This is a genomic window from Duganella sp. CF402, from assembly GCF_900109645.1.
Taxonomy (GTDB): domain Bacteria; phylum Pseudomonadota; class Gammaproteobacteria; order Burkholderiales; family Burkholderiaceae_D; genus Rugamonas.
This window is the reverse complement of sequence record NZ_FOBG01000001.1, coordinates 2,517,051-2,539,235: the sequence shown is the minus strand read 5'-3', so window position 1 is coordinate 2,539,235 and position 22,185 is coordinate 2,517,051. Positions and strand designations below refer to the sequence as shown.

The 22,185-nt window shown below is 64.1% G+C and carries 16 protein-coding genes; 11 read left to right on the top strand and 5 right to left on the bottom strand.

All coding sequences use genetic code 11. The annotated features are described in order from the left end of the window. The first annotated feature begins 1 nt into the window (after position 1). From BMZ70_RS11395 to BMZ70_RS11385, 3 genes are read left to right on the top strand one after another with little or no spacing between them, the layout of a single operon-like run. Positions 2–1,552: a bifunctional 3-(3-hydroxy-phenyl)propionate/3-hydroxycinnamic acid hydroxylase MhpA gene (locus BMZ70_RS11395; RefSeq protein ID WP_092273847.1), complete on the top strand. Its 1,551-nt coding sequence runs from the start codon at positions 2–4 to the stop codon at positions 1,550–1,552. Between the two features lie 50 nt (positions 1,553–1,602). Continuing rightward, positions 1,603–3,861, top strand: coding sequence for a TonB-dependent receptor (locus BMZ70_RS11390; protein WP_092273844.1), 2,259 nt, complete (start codon positions 1,603–1,605; stop codon positions 3,859–3,861). Positions 3,862–3,874: 13 nt separating this feature from the next. Further along, positions 3,875–4,825, top strand: a complete 951-nt coding sequence (locus BMZ70_RS11385) for an alpha/beta hydrolase (RefSeq protein WP_229205377.1) — start codon at positions 3,875–3,877, stop codon at positions 4,823–4,825. A gap of 7 nt (positions 4,826–4,832) precedes the next feature. On the opposite strand, the gene BMZ70_RS11380 is transcribed toward BMZ70_RS11385, so the two are convergent. From BMZ70_RS11380 to BMZ70_RS11370, 3 genes are read right to left on the bottom strand one after another with little or no spacing between them, the layout of a single operon-like run. After that, a complete protein-coding gene (locus tag BMZ70_RS11380) occupies positions 4,833–5,417 on the bottom strand; it encodes a TadE/TadG family type IV pilus assembly protein (RefSeq protein WP_092273841.1) in 585 nt (194 codons plus the stop codon). Beyond that, positions 5,404–5,832: a TadE/TadG family type IV pilus assembly protein gene (locus tag BMZ70_RS11375; protein ID WP_092273838.1), complete on the bottom strand. Its 429-nt coding sequence runs from the start codon at positions 5,830–5,832 to the stop codon at positions 5,404–5,406. The genes BMZ70_RS11380 and BMZ70_RS11375 overlap by 14 nt, the downstream gene beginning before the upstream one ends. Continuing rightward, on the bottom strand, positions 5,829–7,319 hold the full coding sequence (locus BMZ70_RS11370; protein WP_092277758.1) for a pilus assembly protein TadG-related protein: 1,491 nt from the start codon (positions 7,317–7,319) through the stop codon (positions 5,829–5,831). Before BMZ70_RS11370 ends, BMZ70_RS11375 begins: the two co-directional genes overlap by 4 nt. 121 nt (positions 7,320–7,440) lie before the next feature. Between BMZ70_RS11370 and BMZ70_RS11365 the strand changes: the two genes are divergently transcribed. The 7 genes from BMZ70_RS11365 to fucP all read left to right on the top strand — a co-directional run bounded on the left by BMZ70_RS11365 (position 7,441) and on the right by fucP (position 16,918). Then, positions 7,441–7,806 (top strand): VOC family protein, encoded by a 366-nt coding sequence (locus BMZ70_RS11365; protein WP_092273835.1) that lies wholly within the window; start codon positions 7,441–7,443, stop codon positions 7,804–7,806. Positions 7,807–7,983: 177 nt separating this feature from the next. Continuing rightward, complete coding sequence (locus BMZ70_RS11360) at positions 7,984–9,258, top strand: ABC transporter substrate-binding protein (protein WP_092273832.1); 1,275 nt, start codon at positions 7,984–7,986, stop codon at positions 9,256–9,258. 51 nt (positions 9,259–9,309) lie between these two features. Then, positions 9,310–10,329, top strand: coding sequence for a LacI family DNA-binding transcriptional regulator (locus BMZ70_RS11355; protein ID WP_092273829.1), 1,020 nt, complete (start codon positions 9,310–9,312; stop codon positions 10,327–10,329). A 76-nt stretch (positions 10,330–10,405) separates the two neighbouring features. Continuing rightward, complete coding sequence (locus BMZ70_RS11350; RefSeq protein ID WP_092273825.1) at positions 10,406–11,677, top strand: glycoside hydrolase family 5 protein; 1,272 nt, start codon at positions 10,406–10,408, stop codon at positions 11,675–11,677. 5 nt (positions 11,678–11,682) lie between these two features. Continuing rightward, positions 11,683–13,050, top strand: coding sequence for a GH1 family beta-glucosidase (locus BMZ70_RS11345; RefSeq protein WP_092273822.1), 1,368 nt, complete (start codon positions 11,683–11,685; stop codon positions 13,048–13,050). A 23-nt stretch (positions 13,051–13,073) separates the two neighbouring features. Continuing rightward, positions 13,074–15,599, top strand: a complete 2,526-nt coding sequence (locus BMZ70_RS11340; RefSeq protein ID WP_092273819.1) for a glycoside hydrolase family 3 protein — start codon at positions 13,074–13,076, stop codon at positions 15,597–15,599. 32 nt (positions 15,600–15,631) lie between these two features. Further along, complete coding sequence (gene fucP, locus BMZ70_RS11335) at positions 15,632–16,918, top strand: L-fucose:H+ symporter permease (RefSeq protein WP_092273816.1); 1,287 nt, start codon at positions 15,632–15,634, stop codon at positions 16,916–16,918. A 168-nt stretch (positions 16,919–17,086) separates the two neighbouring features. Here fucP and BMZ70_RS11330 read toward each other — a convergent pair whose 3' ends face one another. Next, the gene (locus tag BMZ70_RS11330) at positions 17,087–17,554 is read right to left on the bottom strand and encodes a cyanophycin metabolism-associated DUF1854 family protein (RefSeq protein WP_092273813.1); all 468 of its coding nucleotides are present in this window, start codon (positions 17,552–17,554) and stop codon (positions 17,087–17,089) included. A 1-nt stretch (position 17,555) separates the two neighbouring features. Next, positions 17,556–19,814, bottom strand: coding sequence for a cyanophycin metabolism-associated ABC transporter (locus BMZ70_RS11325; RefSeq protein WP_092273810.1), 2,259 nt, complete (start codon positions 19,812–19,814; stop codon positions 17,556–17,558). Positions 19,815–20,021: 207 nt separating this feature from the next. On the opposite strand from BMZ70_RS11325, the gene cphA reads away from it, so the two are divergent. Then, positions 20,022–22,184: a cyanophycin synthetase gene (cphA, locus tag BMZ70_RS11320; protein WP_092273807.1), complete on the top strand. Its 2,163-nt coding sequence runs from the start codon at positions 20,022–20,024 to the stop codon at positions 22,182–22,184. The last annotated feature ends 1 nt before the right edge of the window (position 22,185 follow it).

Genomic DNA, 22,185 nt, shown 5'->3' with positions numbered 1-22,185 from the left:
GATGAGCGGCTTGGCAAACGACGCGCACTACGACGTCGCCATCGTCGGCTTCGGGCCTTCGGGCGCGGTGGCGGCGGCCTTGTTGGGGCAGGCCGGCGTGCGCACGCTGGTGGTGGACCGTAGCCGCACGGTGTACGACCGGCCGCGCGCCATCGCGCTTGATCACGAGATCATGCGCGTGTTCCAGCAACTGGGGCTGGATGAAGAAATCTCGCGCTACTGCGAGCCGTTCACGCCGTCCGAATACTACGGTGCGGACGGGCAGCTGATCAAGCGGCTGGCGACGGTGCCGCCGCCATATCCGCTCGGGCACACGCCATCGATGGTGTTCACCCAGCCGGAAGTGGAGCGCGTGCTGCGCGCCCACGTGGCGGCGCTGCCATCGGTGACGGTGGCGCTGGGCCAGCGTATGACGACGCTGCGGCAGGACGCCGACCAGGCCACGCTGCTGCTGATGGATGACGAGGGCTTGCAGCGCACCGTGCACGCTAGTTACGTGATCGGCTGCGACGGCGCATCGAGCACGGTGCGCGAGGCGGTCGGCATCACGCTGGAAGATTTGCAGTTCGACGAGCCGTGGCTGGTGGTGGACGTACAGATTAATGAGCGCGGCCTCGCCAAGCTGCCAAAGACCAGCGTGCAGTATTGCGAACCGGCGCGTCCCTGCACTTACGTGATTGGCCCCGGCATGCATCGGCGCTGGGAGATTTCGCTGCTGCCGGGCGAGGACCCGGCCTACATGGCGAGCGAGGAGGGCGCATGGAGCGTGCTGCAACGCTGGATCACGCCGGAAGACGGCGCGCTGTGGCGCCAGGCCAGCTATCGCTTTCACGCACTGGTGGCGCGCGAATGGCGCAAGGGTCGCGTGTTCATCGCCGGCGATGCGGCGCACCAGCAGCCGCCGTTCCTTGGACAGGGCATGTGCCAGGGTGTGCGCGATGTCGCCAATCTGGTGTGGAAGCTGCGCGCCGCGCTGGAAGGCAAGGGCGGAAACGCGCTGCTGGACAGTTACGGCGCTGAACGCGGCGCGCATGTGCGCCGTCTGACTGCACGGATCAAGGAGATAGGCCGCGTGATTTGCGAGCGCGATCCGGACAAGGCGCGCGAGCGCGACGCAGCCTTGATTGCCGCCGCCGGCGGCGAGATTCGCACACAGGCGCGCCAGGACATTATCCCGCCGCTGGAGCACGGCCTGCTGGCCCGTTCGGATGCAGGCAGCGGCGTGGGAACGCTGTTCCCGCAACCGCGCTTGCAGCATGCGGATGGCGCGCAGCTGATGGATCAGCTGGCAGGCTGCGGCTGGCGTGTCGTCACCAGCCTGCCTACGTGGTCGCTGCCGCCGGCACTGGCCGCGCGCGCCGAAGCGTTCGGCACGCTGGTCAGCGTGGCGCCCGGCACCGAGTGCGATGGCGTGCTGGCCGCGTGGTTTGACCGCCACCAATGCTGCGCCGCGATCGTGCGTCCCGATCATTACGTCTACGGCGTTGCCGCCACCGGCGAGGCGCTGGCCGCCTTGCTCGATGAATGGGAGGCCGCTACCGCTACCGTTTAATTAAGTCCACTACGACAGCAGCACAACACTAAAACAATAGGAGACTCACAATGAAAACCCATCTCACCGTACTCAGTATGAGCCTGGCCGCGATCTGGCAACCGGCCATTGCGCAAACCGCAGACAGCAAGTCCGAAATCGAAACCGTGGTCGTGACCGCGCAGAAGCGCGCCCAAAGCATCAAGGAGGTGCCGGTGGCGATGACGGTGGTGAACGCCGCCCAGCTGGAACGCGCCGGCGTCAAGGACATCAGCGACCTGGCCAAGACCGCTGCGGCGCTGGAATTCGGCGACCCGCAATCGAACGCCGGTCCGGGCGGCAGCGCTTCGATACGCGGCATCGGCACCGCCGTGATGACGATTTCCGCCGAGAGTTCGGTGGGCGTGGTGGTGGACGGCGTGCCGCAAGGTTCGACCGCCAGCGGCTTGATGCTGGATCTGGCGCGCGTGGAAGTGCTGCGCGGCCCGCAAGGTACGCTGTTCGGCAAGAACGCGTCGGCCGGCGTGCTGAATATGTCGACCCAGGCGCCGATCATCGGCGATTCGAGCGGCAATGTGCAGTTCGAGTACAAGGGCAGCCACGGCGCCGCGCTGCGCGCCACCACCAATATTCCGATCAATGACATTTCGGCACTGCGCATCTCCGGCCTGACCGAGCGTAACGAAGGCGTGCTGCATAACGTCTACACCGGCGAGGATAGCCTGACCAAGAACAGCGGTGCGCGCATCCGCTACCTGCTCAAACCGAATAGCGACGTAACGTTCAACCTGATCGCCGAAGCATCCAACAGCCGCAGCGAGAACGCGGTGTTCTTTGCGCCGGCGGTGGCCTCGGTGACCAACACGGCCGGCAATCATAAGCCGCTGGCGGAGTTCGCGGCTTGCGGCGTGACGGTGTCGAAGACCAACAACCAGGTTTGCTCGGATGGCCAGGAACTGATGCGTTCGCAGGTGCGCGGTTTCTCCGGTCAGCTGGACTGGAATCTGGCTAACGGCCATACGCTGACGTCGATCACCGCGTATCGCAAGCGCGAGGTGGGACCGAACACCGTCTCCATCGACATGTCGCAGGGCTATGACAAGGTGCGCAACTACACGCCGTACCAGGATACCAAGCAGTTCTCGCAGGAGCTGCGCATTGCCTCGCCGGTCAAGCAGCCGATCGAGTATGTGATCGGCGCGTTCTATGCGGATTCTGATGTCGACCGCGATACGCTCACGACCATTTTGCCCAATCCTGTGCTGCCTTCGCCGCCGGTCCCGCGTTCGATCGCGACGGACTCGGTGGAGCATGCGAAGATGACCACCAAGGCGCTGTTCGGCCAAGCCACCTTCCGCGTTACCGACGCCACCAGCGTGATTACGGGCCTGCGCTACACCAGTGATAACGTCAGCAGTGATTACAGCCAGTCCAGCGTAGTGGCTTTCGACGGTTTCTCGCTGCCGGCGACGGTGAAGACGGCGGCGGGCAGCGCGCATGAGACTAATTTCTCGGGCAAGCTTGGCTTGCAGCACACGCTGTCGAAGGACGCCAATCTGTATGCGACGCTGAGCCGTGGCTACAAGGGACCGCAGATTGACAATGAATCGCCGGTCAGCGCGGCCGCAGGTTCGGGCGCATACCAGGGCAATCTGGTGAAGCCTGAACTGCCGACCAGCGTGGAGTTGGGCACCAAGCTGTCGTTCCTGAATCGCCGGCTGGATCTGGATCTCGCGGTATTCCACACGAAGATCAAGAATTTCCAGGAGCAGAACTGCACGCTGACCTCCGTGGGGGCGCTGAGCTGCACGCCGATCAATGTGCCGGAGGTGACCAGCAAGGGCTTTGAGGCCGACGTGCGTGCGCGTCCGCTGCCGCAGCTGCAACTGGGCATGAGCATCGCGGTGATTCTCGATACGGCTTATCCGACCGGCTTCATTTTCGATAACAGCAATGTCGGCGGCGAGCGCCTGCTGTATTCGCCGAAGCAGAAGGCCACGCTGTCGGCTGACTACAGCTGGGAACTGCCGGGCGATTATGAGCTGAAGCTGGGCGGAGATCTGGTCTACAAGAGCCGCGTGCGGTATTGCAATCTGGCCGATATCGAATGCAGCTTCCGTGGCCATACCATCTCGTCGCTGCGCCTGTCGCTCAATTCTCCCGACAACAAGTGGGGCGTGCAGCTGTACGCGCGCAACCTGAACGATACGCGCGTACCGAATGGCATCCTCTACCCGCTGCCGGGCAAGGGCGCTGGTTCGGGCTTTGCCTACAGCCTTGGCGAGAATTCGTTCCGCCGTGTCGGTATGATGGTTGATTATCGCTTCTAAGAGGGAGGCCAGCGTGCAAAAGCATACGATAGCAGTGCTGCTGGCCGGCCTGGTGCTTGCCGGCACGGCCGGCGCGCAGGACCAGCCGCGCACTATGCAGGAGATGACTGCGTTCCTCGCCGCGCATCCGCCAACACCGATCAGCCCCGCGACGGAAGCATCGGTGCCGATTGCGGCCGGCGGTTCTTCGGCCACCGAGGACTGGGTGAATATGTTCGGCCACCGCGTGGTGCGCAATGTGACGCAGGCCGCGTTGTACCCGGTGCGGCCGGCGCCCGGCAAGGCGAACGGCACGGCGGTCATCATTGCGCCGGGTGGTGCGTTCCTCAGCCTGGCCTTCGATACGGAAGGCATGATGGTGGCGCAGTATCTGGCTGAGCAAGGCATTACCGGATTTGTGCTGAAATACCGGCTCGATCCAACGCCGAAGGAATCGTCGGCGTTCCTGCGGGTGGTGGGGGAGCGCATGGGCGGCGGCAATCCGCGCCGCACGCACATCGACCCGACTGAAAGCAAGGATATTCCGCTGGCGCAGGAAGATGGCCTGGCGGCGATACAGTGGGTGCGTGCGCATGCTGGCGAGTACGGCATCGATCCGGCCAAAGTTGGCATCATCGGCTTTTCCGCAGGCGCCGTCACGGCGATGAATGTGGCGACTGGCTATGATGCCGGCAGCCGGCCGGACTTTGTCGGTGCGATCTATGGCGCCGGGCCGAATCGGCCGGTGCCGAAAGATGCGCCGCCGGTGTTTGTGGCGCTGGCCGCCGATGACGGCATCATGGCTTACGCCAGCGTGCCGATCTTCGAGGCGTGGCGCTCTGCCGGGCGGTCTGCCGAGTTGCACGTCTACGCCGCCGGTGAACATGGCTTCGGCATGCGCAAGGTCGGTACCAGCGCGGACAACTGGAACCAACACTTTGTGCAGTGGCTGGGGAAGGAAGTGCTTCAGCAGCGCAGGCAGTAGCGATGAATCACGGGCATAAAGCACTCCCGGGCTGGTAGCCAAGCGATTCCGCCTTGGCTATCGTGGTCGCCTGCGGCAGCGCGTGATTGATGCCGGTCAAAGGGAACAGCGGCTGATATTGCACCTCGCCGCACTCATCCGCCCCCGGCGCGCATAGCCGTGCGCGCACGAAGCGGATGCAGCTGGGAGCATTCGGATTGGCGATGCAGTTGAGCAGCGCGCGCGCCGGACAGGCTGGCAGGCTGGCGGCCGGAATCGGCGTCAGGCTCAGGCTGTTGTCGGCATTGCGCGTCAGCGACAGGTAGTCGATGCGGATGTGGGCGTCGGTCACCGGCATGCCCAGCGGCAGGGGGCCGGCGCTGTCGCGCAGCACGGCCGCCTGGCGGATCGCGTCCATCGTGGCGGCATTGCTGAAATCGCTGACCGCTGCCGCTGCGGCGGCGCGGCGGGTGGCTTCCTGCAGCGTGTTCCATACGTACAGGGCGCGCGTCACCTCCATCACGAAAAACAGCACCGTAAAAAAGCACAGCGCGCTCAGCGCGAATTCGATGGTGGTGGCGCCGCGCCGGGCCCGCTGTTTAATTGCCCACATAGCGCGTGCTGCGGCGGATCACCAGCCGCTGCTCCGTCAGTTCGGGCAGGTAGCCGGGCAGGATATTCGGCACCCATACCACGATGGTGGTCGAGACCTCGGCCGGCACGTTGCCCAGCATGTTGCACGAGATGCCGTCGCAGTCCACCTCCACCGCCGCCGTCAATCCCAGCGCACTGAGCTCGCTCTGCACCAGCGCCTGCGCCAGCAGGCTTTCCTGGCTGGCCAGGACGGGACTCTTCAGGTTGACCGGCGCCACGCTGGACAGGTAGCGCGTGCCGGCCGCCGCCGCCTTTTGGGTGACGGCATAGGTGTAGGTCAGGCGGCCGTAGTACACCACCGCCGTCAGCAAGGCCAGCAGGATGGGCAGGACCAGCGCCAGTTCCAGCGCCACCATGCCGCGCTGGCGCCTCATGGCAGCAGCCCCACGGTGCCGCTCAGCGATGCCGGCGGCGCCACGCCGGCAAACTCGGCGTGGATGCTGGTGGTGCTGGCTTGCACCGTCATGAAGAAGCGGCCGACGCCAAGCACGGTCGCGGTGGCGCTGGCGCCGGCCGGCACCGGGCAGGCCAGCAGCGCCACGTTGAGCACGCGGCGTCCGGCGAGGCCCGGTTGACGCGCGGCTGCCGGGGCCAGGAAGTTGCTGCCCGCACCGCTGCTGTAGGGCGTGGCGCTGCCGGTGGCGGCCGGGTAGCCGCTCGCGGCCGGCGGCCCCGGCGTGTAAAGACTGGACCAGGCGCTGGTGCCGAAGGCGCTGTACCCGGCTGCCGGTTCGACGGGGGAGGCGGTGTAGGCCGAATACGGCACCGCCTTGGCGTAGGCCCACAGCGGGCCGTACTGGGCGGCGGTGTTGCTGGCGTCGCCGGGCAGGGGATCGGCGCGGGTCCACAGCTTGACGCCGCCGCTGGTCCAGCTGGCGGCGCTCTGGGCAGCGGCGGCGGGCGACATCCACGTGATGCTTGAAAAGAGGTATTGCTTGATGTTGCGGTCGGGCGGCGCCGGCTCGGGCAGGCAGCCGCTGCCGGTAGTGTAGAGGTCGAAGCGCGAGTTCAGTTGCTGGTACAGCGACGCCAGCGGGAAGTTGCGCTGCACATTGAGCGTGCCGCCGGTGACGCCGGGCATCAGCATGGTGCCGGCGCAGACGAAGGGCGCCACCACGCTGATAGCGAAATTGCCGGGCGCGCCGGCCACGCCGGGCGCCGACAGCGGATCGATCAGGAAATTTTCCGGCGTGGCGCCGTTGGGATTGAGGTTCATCAGGTTGTAGCCGACGCCGCGCCGGAAGCCGAATTCCACCAGTTCGTTGTAGGCCGGGTTGGCGCTGTTGGCGCGCGCGGCCGCCGGCGTGGCGGACTGGGCGCAAATGGCCAGCGGCGTCACCGGGATGGTCAGGCGGCCCGCCACTGCGCGCCCGGCTACGCGCAGGGTGGCCGGCACATTGCCGGCGGCGCGCCAGAACAGCGTGGCGATGCTGCCGAGGGCGCTGTCGAGCGCGCCGGTATCGACCTTGGCGTACAGCATTGCGGCCGGCGCGGCGGCCGCGCCGGCGGCGTCGCTCCAGCCGCTGTCCGTGGTGCCGGGCGCGGCGGCGAAACGCAGCGCGGCGGCCGACCACGGCACCGGCGTGCGGTTGTACTGGTAGCGGAAGCCGGCGGCGGTGGTGGCGGCCGTGCTGACCGCATTGGCGACGCCGCTGGCCGTGCCGTTCAGTTCGCGCGCGGCGGCCAGTGCCACGGCGTCCGCCAGCGTCTGCAATTCCAGCTTGCGGTTGTAGGCCTGGGCCAGGTCCAGCACCAGCCCGGCCATGCTGAGCAAGGTCAGCGCCGCCACGGCAAACATGACCGCGATGGCGCCGCGCTGGCGCGCTGGCAATGATGGCGATGGCGGGCGGGGAATGTTCATGCATTTGATTCTATCCAGCAGGAAATATCGGCCTTTGACGCGGCGCAAGCATGCTCCTGACAGAAACTGTCGCAACCGGCTCTTAAACTGGCTTCATTGCCAATCTTGAACGGAGAACCACATGAGCCCCGATTACGTGCTGTTGTTTGTTGATAATCCTGCCGCCAGCGGCGCGTTTTATGCCGACCTGCTGGACCTGCAGCCGGTGGAGTCGTCGCCGACCTTTGTGCTGTTCGTGCTGGCGTCCGGCCTCAAGCTGGGCCTGTGGTCGCGCCACACGGCCGAGCCCAAGGTGCTGGCCTATGGCGGCAGCAGCGAGCTGGCGTTCTCGGTGCCGGACCGCAGCGTGGTCAACGACCTGTATGCCGACTGGGCCGGGCGGGGGCTGGCCATCGCCCAGCCGCCGGCCGCGATGGACTTCGGCTACACTTTCGTCGCCCTGGACCGCGACGGCCACCGCCTGCGCGTGCTGGCGCTCGAAATGTAGTTTCCGTTGACACTCAAAAACAATGGGTGCTATATTTTCGCCTAGGATTGGTAACGTTTCCAATCTCACCCTCGTCTCTTCGCCCCGCGAAGTTACCGGCGCCTTGGGCGGCGCCGGTTTTTTTATCCGCGAGAAGACGTTAGTATTGGGTGAACCACAAAAATAGACGGAGACTGGATGGACAAGCACACCACGGGCGCGCTGCGCCGCGCAGGGATCTTGCTGGCCGTGCTGGCGCTGGCGCAGGGCGGGGCCGGCGCCGGAGTGGCTCAGGCCGCCGCCGCTGCCGCCCCCAAGGCGGAAGTGATGCACTGGTGGACCTCCAGCAGCGAATCGGCGGCCGTGCGCAAGTTCGCTGAGGCCTACCGCGCCGCCGGCGGCCTGTGGGGCGACACCGCGATCGCCGGCGCCGACCAGGCCAAGGCCGTGGCCATCAACCGCATCGTCGGCGGCAACCCGCCCACCGCCGCCCAGTTCAACACCACCAAGCAATTCCGCGACCTGATCGATCAGGGCTCGCTCAACAACGTCGACGATATCGCCGTGCGCGACCGCTGGGACCAGCTGATGCCGCAGCCGGTGCTGGATGTGATCAAGGTCAAGGGCCATTTCTATGCGGTGCCGGTGGACATCCACATGTCGACCTGGATCTGGTACTCCAAGGCCGCCTTCAAAAAGGCCGGCATTGCGAAAGAGCCGGCCACGCCCGACGAACTGTTCGCCGCGCTGGACAAGCTGAAAGCGGCCGGCCTGGTTGGCCTGGCGCACGGCGGTCAGCCGTGGCAGGAGAACATCCTGTTCCAGGCCATGCTGGCCAATGTCGGCGGCAAGGAGCTGTACCTGCAAGTGCTGCGCGACCGCAATCCCAAGGCCATCCAGTCGGAGCAATTCAAGAAAGTGCTGCTGGCCTTCAAGCGCCTGCAAAGCTATGTGGACCAGGGCTCGCCCAACCGCTACTGGAACGACGCCACTGCCATGCTGATCAGCGGCAAGGCCGGGGTGCAGATCATGGGGGACTGGGCCAAGGGCGAATTCGCCGCCGCCAAGCAGACCGCCGGCAAGGACTTCGGCTGCATTCCCGGCCTTGGCCCCAACGTGCCTTACCTGATCCAGGGTGACGCCTTCGTATTCCCGAAAACCAGCCAGCCGGACGCGGTGCGTGCGCAGAAGCTGTTGGCTACCACCATGCTGACGCCGGGCGCGCAGCTGGAATTCAACAAGATCAAGGGTTCGCTGCCCATCCTGAGCAATGTCGACGCCTCGACGATGGATATTTGCGCCCAGGCCGGCATGGCGATCCTGAAGGACAAGTCGCGCGCGGTCGGCATGATCGAAGTGTTTTTGACGCCCGACCAGAACGGCGCGCTGCAGGACGTGCTGACCACCTTCTGGAACACCAAAATGCCGGTGGAACGGGTGCAGAAGGGGATCGTCGCAGCGTTGCAAGATTGACGGGGGCGCGTTATCCTTGCCGCCGCATAGACTGAACGGATAAGGGAACTCGTGGCAACCATCAAAGACGTAGCCCGGCTGGCGGGCGTGGGATTGGGTACCGCGTCGCGCGTTATCAGCGGCAAGGGGTCGGTATCGCAGTCCACGGTGGACAAGGTGCGCAAGGCGATCGAGGAGCTGGAATTCCGGCCATCGCACGCAGCGCGCTCGCTGCTGTCGGGGAGCTCGCAGATGATAGGCGTGTACATCCCGTACCTGAGCGGGACGTTCTACACGCCGATCCTGCAGTCGATTTACACGGCGCTGCGCGAGGCCGGTTTGAACATGGTGGTGGCGTTCGGCGTCGGCGACGGCGATGCGCGCAACCAGGCCATCGATGGCTTGAACTTCCTGATCGAGCGCGGCAGCGACGGCTTGATCGTGATGAGCAATGCGATGGAGGATGAGGATTTTGCGGCGCTGGGTCCGTTCCAGTCCAAGGTGGTAGTGATCAACCAGGACTTCCCCAGCATCAGCAAGCAGTGCTTCACGGTGGACCACGAAGCCGGCGGACGGCTGGCGGCGCGCACCCTGCTGCAACTGGGCCACCGGCAGATCGCGGTGATTGCCGGCCGCGCGGCGGCGCCCGACAACCAGCAGCGTATCGCCGGGTTCAAGGCGGAGCTGGAAGCGGCGGGCGTCGATACCCGCAAGATGTGGATGGAGGACGGCGAGTTCACGCCGGAAGGCGGCCTGGCTTGCGCGGAGAAATTGCTGCAGTCGGGCGAGCAGTTCACGGCAGTATTTTGCGCCAATGACGAGATGGCGGTAGGGGCGTTGTCGATGTTCCAGAAGGCCGGAGTGCAGGTGCCGGGGCAGGTGTCGGTGCTCGGCTACGACGATACGCACAGCGCGGAGTTTACCGCGCCGCAGCTGACCAGCGTGCATATCCCGTGGAGCGAGATGACCATGAATGGGCTGAATTATCTGCTCAATCAATGCTACGACCTGAAGCGTCCTGTGGAGCGGGAATACCAGCTCCATGTGGCACAACGGGCCTCGGTGGCGTCGGTGGCAGGTAAAACGAAGTAAAGATTGAAAAGAGCACGCGGTAGTCGCTTGCTCTTTTTTTAGATTGACGTGGAAACGATTCCATGATGGAGATGGCATGCATATCAAACGATGGTTCGGTACCGCCTTGCTGCTGGCCGCCGCTGCCCACGCGCAGGCTGCGTTGCCCATGCTGCACACCGAGGGTACGCAATGGCGCACGGCCGACGGCCAGCAGCCGGCGCTGCGCGGCGTCAATCTCGGCAACTATCTGATCCAGGAGTTCTGGATGATGGGGCAGGAGACCAAGGCGGTGGACGACCAGTGCAAGCTGGAAGCGGTGCTCGATCAGCGCTTCGGCTACGAAGAACGCCAGCGTTTATATGGCCTCTTTCGCGATAACTGGATCACGGCGCGCGACTGGGACATGCTGCCGAAGATGAACCTCAATCTGGTACGCCTGCCGTTCATTTACAGCGTGGTGGAAGACGAAAAAAATCCGCGCCACTTGCGCGCGGACGCATGGAAGTACCTCGACCGCGTGATCGATGAAGCCGAGCGGCGCGGCATCTATGTGATCCTCGACCTGCACGGCGCGGTCGGCAGCCAGGGCTGGGAGCATCACAGCGGCTGCGCGGGCCAGAACAAATACTGGGACAGCGCCGAGTACCAGGAGCGCACCATCTGGCTGTGGCAGCAGATCGCCGCGCGCTACAAGGATCGCGGCGCGGTGGCCGGCTACAGCATCCTGAATGAACCGTGGGGCACCACGCCGGAAAACCTGGCCGTCGTCATGGCCACGCTGTACAAGGCGATCCGTGAAGTGGACCAGAACCACGTCATCATCCTGCCGGGCCATAACAAGGGCATCGACGCTTACGGCAAACCGTCGGAGCACGGCATGACCAATGTCGCCTTCGAAATGCATCCATATCCCGGCCACTTCGGCTGGGGCAAGCCGGGGCTGGCCGTGCATAAAGGCTGGCTGCAATGCACGGGCGACGGTGACAACGTTTGCAGATGGAGCGCCAGGCTGAAAGGACTGGATACCGCTTTCTTCGTCGGCGAGTTCCAGCCGTGGGCCTTCATGGGCGCGGAGCATGGCGGACAAGTCATGCGCGTCACGTACGACACCTACGTCGCCAACGGCTGGGCTTCGACCGCATGGGCGTGGAAAGTGGTGACCAACAAGGGCGGGCAGGGCAAGGGCACCTGGGGCCTGGTCACCAATGCGCCCGGCGCCGCCATACCGAAACTGGATTTCACCAAGGCCCCGCTGGCCGACATCGAGAACTTGTTCCGATTGTTCGGCAGTGTGCCTTATCAACCGCAGCAAACCGCCATCAAGTGGATGAACGCCACCGTACCGCCTACACCATTCGCCAAATAAAAACCATGACCATGATTCTTACCGACCTGCCTACGGCGATCAAGCGCTCCGACTTTGCCAGCGACTTTCTGTGGGGTGTCTCCACCTCGGCCTATCAAATCGAAGGCGCCGCCGCCGAAGACGGCCGCGTGCCGTCGATCTGGGATACCTTCGCCGCCACGCCGGGCAAGATCCGCGACGGCTCCACCGGCGCAGTCGCCTGCGACCACTATCACCGCTGGGAGGAAGACCTCGATCTCGCGCAATCGATGGGATTGAATTCCTACCGCTTCTCGATCGCCTGGACGCGCATCTTCAACGGCGTGGATGCGGAGCCGAATGCGAAGGGCCTCGAGTTCTATTCGAAGCTGGTGGACGGCATGCTGGCGCGCGGCCTGCAACCGTGGTGCACGCTGTATCACTGGGATCTGCCGCAGTATCTGGAAGATCAAGGCGGCTGGAACAATCGCGCCACCATCGACGCTTACCTGCAATACGTGGACGTCATCACCAGGCATCTGGGCGACCGCGTCAAGCACTGGATCACGCATAACGAACCGTGGTGCACCTCGATGCACGGCAACTGGGACGGCATGCATGCGCCGGGCAACAAGTCGCTGCCGCTGGCGCTGCAGGTGTGCCACAACGTGCTGGTGTCGCATGGCCGCGCGGTGCCGCTGGTCCGCGCCAATGTGCCGGGCGCGAAGGTCGGCATCGCACTGAGTTTGCATCCGGTGAAAGCGGCCAGCGACAGCGCCGCCGATATCGCCGCCGTATCGCGCCACGATGCGCTTCGCAACCGCTGGTTCCTCGATTCGCTGTATGGCCGTGGCTATCCGGCGGAAGCGCTGGCGCTGGTCGGCAAGGACGCGCCGGTGGTGGAGGCGGGCGACATGGAAGCGATCGCCGTGCCGTGCGATTTCCTCGGCGTGAATTACTACTTCCCGGAAGTGGTGGTGGATGCGCCGGACGAGTATCCACTGCGTACCCGCATCGTGTATCCGCAGGATCGCCAGCGTACCGACTTCGGTTGGGAGGTCTCGCCGGAGGGCTTGATCTCGCTGCTGGAACGCGTGGCGCGCGATTACCCGACCGGTGATTTGTACGTCACCGAAAACGGTTCGTCCTACGACGACCATCTCGGCGCCGACGGTGCCGTCACCGACACCGCACGCCGCGACTACCTGATCCGCCACCTGGCCGCGATGCGCGACGCGATTGCGGCCGGCGGCAAGATCAAAGGCTACTTCGCCTGGAGCCTGCTGGACAACTTCGAATGGGCGGAGGGCTATCTGCGCCGCTTCGGCCTGACCTACATCGACTACGCAACGCAACGCCGCATCGTCAAGCAAAGCGGCGAGTGGTACAGCGCCTTCGTGCGCGGCAAGAACTGATTACTACAACGGAGACTGATTGAATGAATTCGCATAACCACATCCTGCGCCGCGCCGTCCTGGCAGCCACCCTGGCAATCGGCGCGCAAGCCTTTGCCGCGCCAGCCGAAAAACCGCTGACCGACTGGCCGCACATCACCAGCGCCGTCAAGCAGGATAAGGCGATGGAAGCGCGCATCAAGCAAATCGTCGCCGGCATGACGCTGGCGCAGAAGATCGGCCAGATGACGCAGCCGGAAATCAAATTCAGCACGCCGGAAGACATCCGCAAATACTACATCGGCTCCGTGCTGAATGGCGGCGGCAGCTGGCCGCAGAATAACAAGCACGCCAGCGCCGCCGACTGGGTCAAGCTGGCCGACGCCTACTACGATGCTTCCATGAGCACCGACATGAAGGTGCAGATCCCGGTCATCTGGGGCATCGACGCCATGCACGGCAACTCGAATATGTACGGCGCCACGCTGTTCCCGCATAACATCGGCCTGGGCGCCGCACGCGATCCGAAGCTGGTGGAAGACATGGCCAAATCGGTAGCGAAGGCAGTGCGCGCCACCGGTATCGACTGGGTGTTCGCGCCAACGCTGGCGGTGGTGCGCGATGATCGCTGGGGCCGCACCTACGAAAGCTTCTCGGAAGATCCGTCCATCGTCAAATCGTACGCCGCCGGTTACGTCAAAGGCCTGCAGGGCGATCTGAAATCCGATAACACCGTGGTGGCCACCGCCAAGCACTTCATCGGCGACGGCGGCACGCACGAGGGCAAGGACCGTGGCGTGAACCAGTCCACCATGTCGGAGATGATCAACATCCACGCGCAAGGCTACTACCCGGCGCTGCAAGCAGGCGTGCAGACCGTGATGGCGTCCTTCAACAGCTGGAACGACGTCAAGGGCGTGACGGACCACGGCAAGATGCACGGCAGCCGCGAGCTGCTGACCGTGGCGCTGAAAGAGAAGATGGGCTTCGATGGCCTGATCGTCAGCGACTGGAACGCCATCACCGAAGTTCCGGGCTGCGCCGAAGACAGCTGCGCCGCGTCCATCAACGCCGGCGTCGATCTGGTGATGGTGCCGGAAAAGTGGAAGACCTTCATCGCCAACACCATCGCCCAAGTAGAGAAGGGCGAGATCCCGATGTCGCGCATTGATGATGCGGTGACCCGCATCCTGCGCGTGAAACTGCGTTCCGGCCTGTTCGACGGCAAGAAGCCTTCGCAGAACATCTATGCCGGCAAACAGGAAGCGCTGCAAGACCGCGCGCTGGCGCGCAAGGCGGTGCAGGAATCGCTGGTGCTGCTGAAGAATAACGGCAATGTGCTGCCGCTGGCACGCGGCAAAAAGATCCTGGTGGTTGGTAAGTCGGCTGACAACATGGCCAACCAGTCGGGCGGCTGGTCGCTGACCTGGCAGGGCACCGACAACAAGAACAGCGACTATCCGTACAGCGACACCATCCTCGCCGCGATCCAGGATGCCGCCGGCAAGGACAACGTCACCTTCAGCGAGAACGCTGCCGGCGTGGATGTCAGCAAGTTCGACGCCGTGATCGCGGTGATCGGCGAAACACCGTATGCGGAAGGCGATGGCGACATCGGCCCGGCCGGCACGCTGCGCCTGAGCGGCCGCCATCCTGAAGACCTGGCGGTGCTGCAAGCCGTGTCGGGCAAGGGCAAGCCGGTGGTGACGGTGGCGATCACCGGCCGTCCGCTGTACACCAATGATCTGCTCAACCTGTCGGACAGCTTCGTGGCCGCATGGCTGCCGGGCACCGAAGGCAAGGGCGTGACCGATGTCCTGTTCCGCAATGCCAAGGGCAAAGTGAACAAGGACTTCCGCGGCAAGCTGTCGTTCTCGTGGCCGAAGTCGGCCTGCCAGACGCCGCTGAACGTCGGCGAGGCCAATTACGATCCCTTGTTCAAATTTGGTTTTGGTCTGAACTACAGCAGCAAAACCACCTTGCCTCAGCTGGACACCAGCTATCCTGACGGTGGTTGTAGCAAAACTACTGCTATCCCGGTGTACAATCCTACGGACCGCTCGACTTACAGCCTGTATGTAAGCAGCGGCGGCCAGCGCGTGGCGCTGGGGGCGGACCTGAATGCCGTGTTCAACCTGCCGACCGTGAAAGTGGAAACCGCCCAGATCAACACCCAGCAGGACGCCAAGCGCCTGAGCTGGACCGGCGCGGCGAAACTGGAAGCGCAAGCCGGCAAGGCGATCAAGCTGCCGGCCTACGCCAGCACGGACGGCGCGCTGCAGTTTGACGCGATTGTGTCGGCTGCGCCGCAGGGCAAGGTCGCCGTCGGCATCGAGACGGTGGAGCTGGACGCCAGCGCTGTATTCCAGCAGCTGGCGGGCAAGGGCAAGCAGACGGTCAAAATCCCTCTGTCGTGCTTTAGCGCCAAAGGTTTGTCGCTGGCTGCTTTGAGCACGCCGTTCAGCGTGAGCGCCGACGCGCCGTTCGCCGCGACGTTCGCCAACATTCAAATTGTTGGCGGCGCCGCCAAGGACAAGGATGCGTTGGCGTGTGGGGACTTAGGTAAGTAAAACACGATAAAAAACGAGGAGAAGGTAAAAGTATGGAACACTATTCGCAAGCTGCGCCGGTGGCGGGCAGCCCGGCGCACACGGGAAGCAATACCGGGCCGCTGATCATCGTCACCATCCTGTTCTTCATGTGGGGTCTGCTGACCTCCCTGAACGACGTGCTGATCCCGCACCTGAAGGCGGTGTACACGCTGACCTATGTGCAGGCGATGCTGGTGCAGTTCTGCTTCTTCGGCGCCTACTTCATCGTGTCGCTGCCGGCCGGCATGCTGATTAAAAAGCTCGGCTACCAGCATGGCGCCGTGGCCGGCCTGACCATCGCGGCGGCCGGTTGCGCGCTGTTCTATCCAGCGGCGACCAGCGGCTATACGCTGTTCCTGATTGCCTTCTTCGTGCTGGCGGCTGGCATCACCATCCTGCAGGTGGCGGCCAATCCTTACGTGGCCGTGCTGGGTGACCCGCGCACCGCGTCGAGCCGCCTGACCCTGACCCAGGCCTTCAACTCGCTGGGCACCACCGTGGCGCCTGCGCTGGGCGGCATGCTGATCCTGAGCGGCGTGGTACTGAGCGCGGACGAACTGGCCAAGCTGCCGGCGGCCGAAGTGGCGGCGTATCACGCCAAGGAAGCGGCCAGCGTGCAAGGTCCTTACCTGGCACTGGCTGCGGCCTTGCTGGTGTTGGCCATCCTGTTCGCAATGGCGCGCCTGCCGAAGATCGCTGACACGGAAGACGGCAGCGTGAAGGGCGGCTACGGCGAAGTGCTGAAGCACCGTCACCTGGCGCTGGGCGTGGTGGCGATCTTCCTGTACGTGGGTGGTGAAGTGTCGATCGGCAGCTTCCTGATCAACTTCCTCGGTGATCCGAAAGTGGCCAGCCTGACGGCGGCCGATGCGGCGCACTACGTCAGCTTCTACTGGGGCGGCGCGATGATCGGCCGCTTCATCGGCTTCGCCGTGATGCGCACCGTCAGCCCGGGCAAGGCGCTGGCCTTCAATGCGGCGGCGGTGATCGTGCTGGTGCTGCTGGCCATCTTCAGCGGCGGTACGCTGGCGATGTGGGCGATCCTGGCTGTGGGCCTGTTCAACTCCATCATGTTCCCGACCATCTTCTCGATGGCGCTGAACAAACTGGGTCCGTTGACCGGCCAGGGGTCGGGCTTGCTGTGCATGGCGATTGTGGGCGGCGCGCTGGTGCCGTTCGCGCAAGGCCTGCTGGCCGACAACGTCAGCCTGCAACTGTCCTTCCTGGTGCCGGCTGTATGCTACACCTTCATCCTGTGGTTCGGACTGAAATACGCGAATATGTACAGCGAAAAATAATTCGGGGTTGACGTTGCTGTTCGCTTTAAAAGCGCGCGGCACCAGCCCAACCCGCAGACCGCTGCTCTCAGGGTCTGACCCCTTACGGGGTCAGACCCTTTTGTTTGGGGGGCTAACAGCAGTAAACCTGTTGGGCGCCGACTCAGGGTTTGGCGATGTCCCCCGCTTTTACAGGAAGCGGTCGATGATTTTCTTGCTGTGCTTGTCCAGTTCGCGCAGGTCACGGATCAGGTAGTGGATGCCGTGGATGTCGGTGATCAGCAGGGTGTCGATGGTTAAACGGCGGATGTCTTCTTCGCCGCGCAGGACGAATTCGGTGTCGCCGCGATCGGTCTTCACGGACCACGTGCACGGCGTGGCGTAGCTGGTCACGCTGTTGATACGCGCGATCTCCGGCATGAATTCGCGGCCGCTCAGTTCTTCGCTCACCAACGCGCCCACCGCAGCCGGCAGGTCGCCGATGCGGTCGATCCATGCCACTTCCTTGCCGTCGCTGTTGAGCAGCGAGATGCCGTCTTCCGGCGCCTGCACCGGGAAGGCGCGCACCGGCGACACGCCTTCGTGCACCACGCCTTCGGTGGTGGTCAGCACCAGCTTGCCGAAGGGGTTGCGGGTCAGTTCAAATTGCGTCGTCATCTTATTCTTCCTTGGCCAGTTCCGCGTTGCGCGCTTGCGCCTGATACAGGCGGTAGTACGCGCCTTCGAGCGCCATCAGTTCATCGTGCGGACCATCTTCCACCACCACGCCGCGATCCAGCACCACCAGGCGGTCTGCCTTCTGCAGCGTGGAGAGACGGTGCGCAATCGCGATGGTGGTGCGGCCTTGCACCAGGTTGTCCAGCGCGCGCTGGATTTCTTTTTCGGTTTCCGAGTCCACCGAGGCGGTGGCTTCGTCGAGGATCAGGATCTTCGGATCGATCAGCAGCGCACGCGCGATCGAGATGCGTTGGCGCTCGCCGCCCGACAGGCCCTGGCCGCGTTCACCGACCATCGAGTCGTAACCCTGCGGCAGGCGCAGGATGAATTCGTGCGCATGCGCGGCGCGCGCGGCGGCGATGATCTCTTCACGCGTCGCATCCGGCTTGCCGTAAGCGAGATTCTCGGCGATGGTGCCGAAGAACAGGAACGGCTCCTGCAGCACCAAGCCAATATTGCGGCGGTAGTCCGACACAGCGAACTGGCGAATATCCGTGCCATCCAGCAGGATCGCCCCTTCAGCTACATCGTAGAAGCGGCAAATCAGATTGACCAGTGTGGATTTGCCGGAGCCCGAGTGGCCCACCAGACCGACCATCTGGCCGGCCTTGATATCGAGGTTGATGCCGCGATTGACCGCACGGTTCCCGTAGCGGAAGCCCACTTCACGCAGGCTGATATTGCCTTCGATCTTGCCCAGCTTGACCGGATTCACCGGCTCCGGCACCGACGACACGTGATCCAGAATGTCGAAGATACGCTTGGCGGCCGACGCCGATTTCTGTGTCACCGAGACGATACGGCTCATCGAGTCCAGACGGCCGTAGAAGCGGCTGGCGTAAGCGATGAAGGAGGTCAGCACACCGACGGTGATATTGCCCTTCGAAACCTGATAGATGCCGAACACCCAGATCACCAGCAAGCCCAACTCAGTCAGGAACGACACGGTCGGCGAGAACAGCGACCACACCTTGTTCAGCTTGTCGTTGACGGCCAGATTGTGCTTGTTGGCGGTGCGGAAGCGGTTCGCCTCGCGCGCTTCCTGCGCAAAGGCCTTCACCACGCGGATGCCGGGAATGGTATCGGCCAGCACGTTGGTAACTTCGCCCCACACGCGGTCGATCTTCTCGAAGCCGGTACGCAGACGGTCGCGCACCAGATGAATCATCCACGCGATGAACGGCAGCGGCGCCAGCGTGCAGATGGCCAGCCACGGATCGAGGTTCAGCAGGATCACGCCGGTCATGATGATCATCAGGCAGTCGGACAGGAAGTCCAGCAAGTGTAGCGACAGGAATACGCAGATACGGTCACTCTCGGAACCGATACGCGACATCAAATCGCCGGTGCGCTTGCCGCTGAAGTATTCCAGCGACAGCTGCAGCAAGTGCTCATAAGTGGTGGTGCGCAGGTCGGCGCCGATGCGCTCCGAGGCCAGCGCCAGCACATAGGTCTTGCCCCAGCCGAACAGCCACGCCATCACCGCCGCGCCGACCAGGCCGGACATGTACAGCGCCACCAGCGACGGATCGACTTCCTTGCCGTTCTGGTACGGGATCAGCACATTGTCCATCAGCGGGATGGTCAGGTAGGGCGGGATCATGTGCGCGCCGGTGGACAGCAGCATCAGCGAGAAGCCGAGCGCCAGCTGCCATTTGTACGGCTTGGCGAAGCGCCACAGGCGGAACAGGGTCCAGGTCGACGGCGGCGTGTAGACCACCTTGGTGCAAACCGGGCATTCCTCCTGCTCCGGCTCCAACGGCGCCTTGCAGCTTGGGCAGACGTTTTTCTCTTCCTGCACCACCGGTTGGCCGGTCGAATGGCTGTCGAGGTGCGCGTTGAATTGTTCTACCAGACGGATCGCCGCCAGGTTCTGTCCCAGCGTGAAGCGCCACGCGCCGAGGCGGCCGTGCGCATTCACCAGTTCCAGATGGCCGACACCGGCGTGGTCGTGGTGTTTGAGTGTCAGGTCCGGCGCGAACGGCCATGCTTCCCAGCGCTCGGCGCCCGGTGCGCGCGCCAGCACGCGGCTTGGCGTGACCACCACAATACCCTTGGAAAAACGAAGTTGCTGATCCAAGTCAACCTCCAGGGCACTTACTGCGTTTTCCCCTTGGGAAAGTTGTGCCTGTATCTCGGAACGCCAGCGTTCTGGAACATCGCCCGCGCTTGATACGGTGGAAAGTTGTTCGGTTGTCATCGTGTGGCGTACTCCGGAGGGGAAAAGGGCTGTTATAACGGATTATTTACGGTATTCTGTCAGTAATCAAACATTTGACAGAGAACAATAAAACCGGATGTTTTGCTGTGGCGGCAAGTATACCGCACAGCAGCAAGCCAAGGGTACAGCGATTACAATACGGCGCGGGCTGGCTTAGGCCGATAACAAAGTTACAAGAATCAATACATGACTAAGAAGAAAGACATTGAAGTTCTCCGCGTGACCCACTTGCGCGGCCCTAACATCTGGACCTATCGCCCGGTGATCGAGGCGTGGCTGGATATCGGCGAGCTGGAGAACTTTCCCTCGAATTTGCTGCCCGGTTTGTATGAGCGCCTGACGGCGATCCTGCCGGGGCTGATCGTCCACCGCTGCGGCGTGGGCGAGCACGGCGGCTTCCTCGAACGCCTGCGCGACGGCACCTACGCCGGCCACATTCTCGAACACGTGGTGCTGGAACTGCAAAACCTGGCCGGCATGAAGACCGGCTTCGGCAAGACCCGCCAGATCGGCGAAGACACCGGCCTGTACAAGATGGCGTTCCGCACCCGCCAGGAAGAAGTCGGCCGCGCCGCGCTGGCCGCCGGCCGCGACCTGCTGATGGCCATGATCGAAGACAAGCCGTACGACCTGGCCGCCACCGTTGCTAACCTGACTGACATGGTCGAAAGCCTGTGCCTGGGCCCGAGCACCGGCAATATCGTCGATGCCGCCGGCGTGCGCAAGATCCCGCATATCCGCCTGACCGATGGCAACCTGGTGCAGCTGGGCCACGGCGCCGCGCAGCGCCGCATCTGGACCGCTGAAACCGAACACACCTCGGCCATCGCCGAAGGCATCGCCAGCGACAAAGACCTGACCAAGACCCTGATCTCGTCCTGCGGCGTGCCGGTGCCGGAAGGTGAACTGGTCAAGAGCGCCGCAGAGGCATGGGAAGCCGCGCAAGATATCGGCCTGCCAGTCGTGCTGAAGCCTTATGACGGCAACCACGGTCGCGGCGTTTCGCTGAACCTGAGCACCGAAGCCGACATCGCCGCCGCCTACGCGCTGGCCGCCGAAGAGGGCGACAGCAGCAGCGTGATCGTCGAGCGCTTCATCGTCGGCGACGAGCACCGCCTGCTGGTGGTGGGCCGCCGCGTGGTGGCCGCCGCCGCCGGCGAATCGCTGTGGGTGACCGGCGACGGCAAGTCCACCGTGCTGGAACTGTGCGACTCGCAAATCAACACCGACCCGCGTCGCGGCGAGACCGAGGAATTCCCGCTGGGCCGCGTCAAGCCGAATGAATCGGGCGAGATCGTGCTGGAACTGCAGCGCCAGGGCCTGACGCACGATTCCGTGCCGGGCGACGGCGTGAAAGTGCTGATCCAGCCGAACGGCAACGTGGCGGTCGACGTCACCGACAAGGTGCACCCGCAAGTGGCCGCAGCGGCCGCGCTGGCGGCGCGCGTGGTCGGCCTGGACATCGCCGGCATCGACCTGGTGACCTCCGACATTTCGCGTCCGCTGGACGAAACCGGCGGCGCCATCATCGAAGTCAACGCCAGCCCTGGCTTGCTGGCCCACCTGAAGCCGGCCGTGGGCGAACCGCGCAACGTCGGCGAAGCGATTGTCGAACACCTGTTCGGCGACGCCACCGGCCGCATGCCGATCGTCGGCGTCAGCGGCAAGCATGGCACCACCATGACCGCGCGCCTGATCGCGTGGCTGCTGCAAATCAGCGGCAAGAAAACCGGCCTGACCTGCGCTGACGGCTTGTTCGTCAACGGCCGCGAGCTGCCGCTGGATGGCCTGAGCGAGTGGGAAACCGGCGAGCGCCTGCTGTTGAATAAAAACGTCGAAGCCGGCGTGTTCGAGTCGAGCGCGCGCATGATCCTGGCCGAAGGCCTGGCCTACGACAAATGCGCGGTTGGCGTGGTGACCGATGTCAGCGACTTCGAAGACGTCAGCGACTTCCACATCGAGAGCCTGGATAAACTGTACAACGTGCTGCGCACGCAAGTGGACGTGGTGCTGCCGAGCGGCGCCGCCGTGCTGAATGCCGCCGATCCGCAAGTGGTGGACATGGCCGACCTGTGCGACGGCGAAGTGATTTTCTACGGCGCCGATGAGCACCTGGACGCTATCGCCGCGCACCGCAAGGATGGCAAGCGCGTGGTGTTCCAGCGCGCCCACGGCATTGTGATGGCGAATGGCGACGCGGAAGTCGCGACCCTGCCGCTGTCGCCGCTGGTGCCGCCGGAAGCCGTGCTGGCCGCGATTGCCGCCGGCTGGGCGCTGGGCCTGACGCCGGACCTGATCGGCGCTGGCTTGCGCACCTGGGAAGCGTCGCCGAAGAAAACGCATCACTGAT